We start from the raw sequence: 5,100 nt of genomic DNA, 5'->3' as shown, positions 1-5,100 counted from the left end.
TCGACTCTTTACAAGACCAAACATTAATATCAGTTTTACGACAGTTAAGAGATGGTTTTCCTAATCGTCCAGAAAATTTCCCGACCTCAGTAGGATTAATTGGTTTACGAGATGTGAGAGATTATAAAGTAGCATCTGGTGGTAGTGATAGATTAAATACATCTAGTCCTTTTAATATCAAAGTTGCTTCTCTGACTATGCGAAATTTTAATCTTGCAGAAGTGGGAGAATTATATCAACAACATACAGCAGCAACAGGACAAATTTTTACACCAGAAGCAATAGAAACATCTTTTGATTTAACTCAAGGACAACCTTGGTTAGTCAATGCTTTAGCTAAAGAAATTGTAGAAAAAATGGCAAAAGATAGAAACATTGCTATTACCAAAGAACACATTTTAACAGCCAAAGAAATATTAATTGCTCGTCAAGATACTCATTTAGATAGTTTAGCAGAACGGTTAAGAGAACCAAGAATTCAAGCCATTATTGAACCGATGTTAGCAGGTTTAGAATTAGGAAATATACCTAATGATGATATTCAATTTGTCATTGATTTAGGATTATGTAAAATGCACCCTTATGGAGGATTAACTATTGCTAATCCCATTTATCGGGAAGTTTTACCCAGGGTATTAACTGTGACACCAATGGCTTCTTTACCCATGATTGCACCCACTTGGTTAACCCCAGAAGGTGAATTAAATCTAGCTGCTTTATTAACAGCATTTCTCAAATTTTGGCGACAACAGGTCGAACCATTATTAGGTAGTACGGGATATCATGAAATCGCTCCACATATTGTATTAATGGCTTTTTTACATCGTGTGGTTAATGGTGGGGGAGTTTTAGAAAGGGAATATGCAATTGGTAGTGATAGAATGGATTTATGTCTGAGTTATAAAGATGTAATTTTAGGGATTGAATTAAAAGTATGGCGGGATAAAAAACGCGATCCGCAAGCTGATGGAATTGAACAATTAGAATCTTATTTAGGGCGTTTGGGGTTAGATTTTGGTTGGTTATTTATCTTTGATAGACGGAAAAATGCTTTACCAATGGAAGAAAGGTTATCAACTGAGGTGGTGGTGACGGAAAATCAATATAGAATTACTGTGATTCGGGCGTGAGTGTTTCCAAAACTCACTGTTTGTGTTACATTGCATTAACGCACCCTACAGGATTAACTTTTAGAATTTTTGCTAAACTAGAAATAGGTAGAAAACAAGGAAATATAAAGTTATGACAGTTGCTAATTCATCACTTTCTCAACAATACATACTTGATATTGAACTAGAAGGACGTTTAACTTTACCCCAAGAAATCCAACAAATTCTTAATTTAGAATCTGGGGATAGATTAATCTTAACTCTGGAAGATAATGGTACATTACAGTTAGTTAGTCTCAAACAACAAGTTAAAAAATTAAGAGGTTTCTTAAAAGATAAATCACCTGATAGAAATTTAGTAGATGAACTTATTCAAGAACGCAGACAGGAGTATTTAAGTGAATAAATCTGTGTTAGATGCTGCTGCCTTTTTAGCTTATCTTAGAGACGAACCAAGAGCAGAAATTGTAGAAAATGCCTTGATTAATAGGTGTTATATCAGTATTATTAATTGGGTAGAAGTATGATCAAAAATTGTTGATTTAGGAGAATCTCCAGAGGAAGTTATTAAACGATTGAGAGGTAAAGGATTATTAGAGAATAGTCTAGAAATTATTGCTTGTAATGACGATAAAAAAATGGAGGATCACCTTGGGGCTGTTTGGTGCTTTATCGAAAAAATCGGGTCTAAAACCGCGCCTTAAGGCGAAAAGTTTTTGGAGCGGGGCATAAATCCCCGTTACAAAAGCGGCCTCCTGCCGACCGCCTCCGTTAACTGACTACAATTCTAAAGCTTCGTAGATGTATAATTTATTCAAAAAACCGACGGTGCTGAAGTGATAACTAGGTAAAGGGGGAGGGAACCATAATTCCGTTTGATAAACGCTGAAAATGACAAAATTCTTTCTAGTGGTGTTAGTTGCGATCGCTTCTTGTAAAAAAGGATGACCCGTATCCACCAACATTTTACAGTAACCCCGCAAGAGAGCCTGCACCTCGATGGAAGCTTGCGCCCGAGCGCAGACATTATCCTTAAGATAGCTAGTTAGCCTCTGGGAAGCGTATTGTTCGTAATCTTGACGATTGGGGTTAGTTGTCAGCAATATCCCCGCAATTCCCCCTAAAACCACTCCTAACACCATTCCCCCTAACCGCGCCAATTTCATAAGCTCTCAAATCATCACTCACTTACCCTAACCATAGCCCGAATTAGGATAAAAAACCTGTTGTCAACGATTCGTTTTCTGGTATAGTGGATATGTGTAAGGCGAGCGTAGCCAAGTGGTTAAGGCAGTGGATTGTGGTTCCACCACTCGGGGGTTCGAGTCCCCTCGTTCGCCCTCTTTTTAAGGATCGCTGCTGTTGATTAGGCTTTGAGGAGAACGGTCAATGTGTTGGCTAAACCGTATTTGAGGCAATTGAGCAAATTTTCGGTTCCAGAAATGAGCCAACGGCGAGTAATTACAGATAATTTTTCCCTTGCCTTTCCCCGTTCCCCCTTTCGAGACTGTGAATTTAATTTTGTCCAACTACTGACAGGTTAAGACGGCACTGGAGAAGCTCAGTAGCGATAACGTGATAGTTTAGATCCGATCGGTAATGTGATGTGAGGAAAATAATGACCAGAGTAAATCCGAAGTTAATTATTCATGGGGGAGCGAGTTCCCTAGAGGACAAAGGTGGTTTAGAATCAGTCCGCGATTCTCTCCGGGGGATTGTTAAGAATATTTACAACCTCCTTGACAATGGTGCTAGTGCTGTGGAGGCGGTGACAAAAGGATGTATGTTACTGGAGGATGAACCGCGATTTAATGCCGGGACCGGTTCGGTGGTGCAATCGGACGGTCAGGTGCGAATGAGTGCAGCCTTGATGGATGGTCGTCACCAGCGTTTAAGCGGTGTCATTAACGTCTCGCGGGTACAGAATCCCATTAGCCTAGCCCAATTTCTCCAAAGTCAAGAGGATCGCATTCTCTCGGAAATTGGAGCGGCAGATCTGGCCAGAGAATTACAAATTCCCCTCTATGATCCTCTCACCGATTATCGGATTCAAGAATGGATGGAGGAAAGAAAGACGAATTTTAACCGTAAAATGGCCCGTTTATTCGCCGACTCGTCAGCGCAACGGGGAACTATCGGGGTGGTGGCCCTTGATCAGCAAGGAGACATCGCCGCCGGAACTTCTACCGGGGGTAAGGGACTAGAAAGAATCGGTCGCGTTAGTGACAGTGCCATGCCGGCCGGCAATTATGCGAATCCATGGGCAGGAGTAAGCTGTACGGGGGTCGGGGAAGATATTATCGATGAGTGTTTAGCCGCTAAGGTGGTCATTCGCGTCACCGATGGTTTTTCCCTCGCCGCTGCCGCGGAGAAATCCCTGCGCGAATCCCAAACTAATGGTCGGGATCTGGGCATGATTTCCCTTGATCGTCAGGGGAATATTGTTTGGGGGAAAACGGCGGAAATTCTCTTGGCTGCCTATCACGACGGTCAGGCGATCGGTGATACCCTAGAATGGCACGGTGAAAATGTGGGTTTAATCGGTCAAGTAGCCGTCGGATAGGGGAACAAACTGCGATCGAGCCGAGTCTTTTCGGTTAATCTGTACAAGATACTTCTTCTCGAAAATCTCCGTGTGGCAATATATTATTCCTATTTTTGACCCCGATGTGAAAAACTGGTCAGCCGAAGCGCGATTATTGCGCTGGATGACTTTTTTGTGGCTGTCAGTCGGGTTAGTGGTGCTTTTTTCCGCTTCCTACGCTCTGGCTGACAGTCGCTTTGATAACGGACTATACTATTTTATACGCCAATTAATCTGGCTTTGGATTGGCTTAATCGGCTTTAATTTCCTGGTGCGATTGCCGATCGAGAAACTCCTCAAAATCGCACCCTGGATGATTTTATTAGTTTTAGGATTAATTTTGATCACTCTTATCCCCGGTTTGGGAACTAATATCAACGGTGCCACCCGTTGGATTAAAATCGGGCCGATTCTCTTGCAACCGTCGGAATTTATGAAACCGTTTCTCGTCCTGCAAGGGGCGGCGGTTTTTGGTGGTTGGCCGCGTTTAAATGTCAATCAACGATTAACTTGGATCGCTATTTTTGGGCTAATTCTAGCGGGCATCCTCTTACAACCTAACTTGAGTACCACTGCTCTTTGCGGTATAACTCTCTGGTTGATCGCTCTTGCCTCCGGTCTGCCTTTATCCTACATGACCAGCACCGCTTTACTGGGTTTAACTATGGCCGTGGTTAGTGTTACTTTCCGCGAATACCAGAGAAAACGGATTTTGTCTTTCTTAAACCCCTGGCAGGATCCCCGGGGTGATGGTTATCAATTAGTGCAGAGTTTACTGGCGATCGGTTCTGGCGGAACCACCGGCAGCGGTTACGGTTTATCCCAACAAAAATTATTTTATCTACCCTTCCCGGATACGGATTTTATTTTCGCTGTCTTTGGCGAGGAATTTGGTTTTATTGGCGGTATTTTACTGTTAATCATGCTATTTCTCTACGCTACTCTCGCCCTGATCGTGGCGGTTAAATGTCGTCATCGCATCAAAAAATTAGTGGCGATCGGGGCGATGGTAATTTTAATCGGTCAATCCCTGTTAAATATCGGTGTGGCCACTGGTTCTTTACCCACTACCGGCTTACCTTTCCCTCTCTTTAGTTATGGCGGCAGTTCCAGTTTAGCCAGTCTCTTTTTAGCCGCCCTCTTAATCCGCGTGGCTAGGGAAGAAATTGACCCCGATCCGGTTCCCACCAGTAAAAAAAGTCCTCAGAAAATTGTCTCGGTTTTCACTCAATATTAGATTTATTCAGCAAGCTCTAATTAGGGTTGGCTGAATAAATCTAAAAACCTTGTTGGGTAAGACTTTTAGACTTTTTGTCAATCAAAAAGTACCAGGCATGGGAGTGATCAGGGGGAAAATTCAGGTACTTTTTCCCTGAAAATTAGGTAGTTGACCACCTGAAAATCGGT

5 protein-coding genes and 1 tRNA gene are annotated in these 5,100 nt (G+C 42.4%); 5 read left to right on the top strand and 1 reads right to left on the bottom strand.

What is annotated here, in order from left to right; genetic code table 11:
• Both IM479_RS13105 and IM479_RS13100 read left to right on the top strand, forming a co-directional pair.
• Window positions 1-1,130: ATP-binding protein (locus IM479_RS13105; RefSeq protein WP_287686973.1), on the top strand; the 1,130-nt coding region annotated here is incomplete at its 5' end.
• Window positions 1,131-1,242: 112 nt separating this feature from the next.
• Entirely contained in the window at window positions 1,243-1,515 is a 273-nt protein-coding gene (locus IM479_RS13100; protein WP_287686971.1) for an AbrB/MazE/SpoVT family DNA-binding domain-containing protein, read from the top strand.
• A gap of 373 nt (window positions 1,516-1,888) precedes the next feature.
• Here the strand turns inward: IM479_RS13100 and IM479_RS13095 are convergent, their stop codons facing one another.
• Entirely contained in the window at window positions 1,889-2,275 is a 387-nt protein-coding gene (locus IM479_RS13095) for a DUF4359 domain-containing protein (protein ID WP_286824992.1), read from the bottom strand.
• A gap of 101 nt (window positions 2,276-2,376) precedes the next feature.
• On the opposite strand from IM479_RS13095, the gene IM479_RS13090 reads away from it, so the two are divergent.
• The 3 genes from IM479_RS13090 to IM479_RS13080 all read left to right on the top strand — a co-directional run bounded on the left by IM479_RS13090 (window position 2,377) and on the right by IM479_RS13080 (window position 4,930).
• Window positions 2,377-2,449 (top strand) — tRNA-His (locus IM479_RS13090).
• A gap of 278 nt (window positions 2,450-2,727) precedes the next feature.
• Entirely contained in the window at window positions 2,728-3,672 is a 945-nt protein-coding gene (locus IM479_RS13085; protein ID WP_287686969.1) for an isoaspartyl peptidase/L-asparaginase, read from the top strand.
• 70 nt (window positions 3,673-3,742) lie between these two features.
• The gene (locus IM479_RS13080; RefSeq protein ID WP_287686967.1) at window positions 3,743-4,930 is read left to right on the top strand and encodes an FtsW/RodA/SpoVE family cell cycle protein; all 1,188 of its coding nucleotides are present in this window, start codon (window positions 3,743-3,745) and stop codon (window positions 4,928-4,930) included.
• Window positions 4,931-5,100: the final 170 nt, after the last annotated feature.

This window comes from Microcystis sp. M165S2, assembly GCF_020245885.1.
Classification (GTDB): domain Bacteria; phylum Cyanobacteriota; class Cyanobacteriia; order Cyanobacteriales; family Microcystaceae; genus Microcystis.
Note: the sequence above shows the minus strand (reverse complement) of the source record. Positions and strands in the feature narration are given on the sequence as shown.

Bases quoted from the DNA above. Each gene is read 5' to 3' on its own strand.
- IM479_RS13100 (WP_287686971.1), top strand. From the start codon at position 1,243: ATGACAGTTGCTAATTCATCACTTTCTCAACAATACATACTTGATATT.
- IM479_RS13095 (WP_286824992.1), bottom strand. From the start codon at position 2,275: ATGAAATTGGCGCGGTTAGGGGGAATGGTGTTAGGAGTGGTTTTAGGG.
- IM479_RS13085 (WP_287686969.1), top strand. From the start codon at position 2,728: ATGACCAGAGTAAATCCGAAGTTAATTATTCATGGGGGAGCGAGTTCC.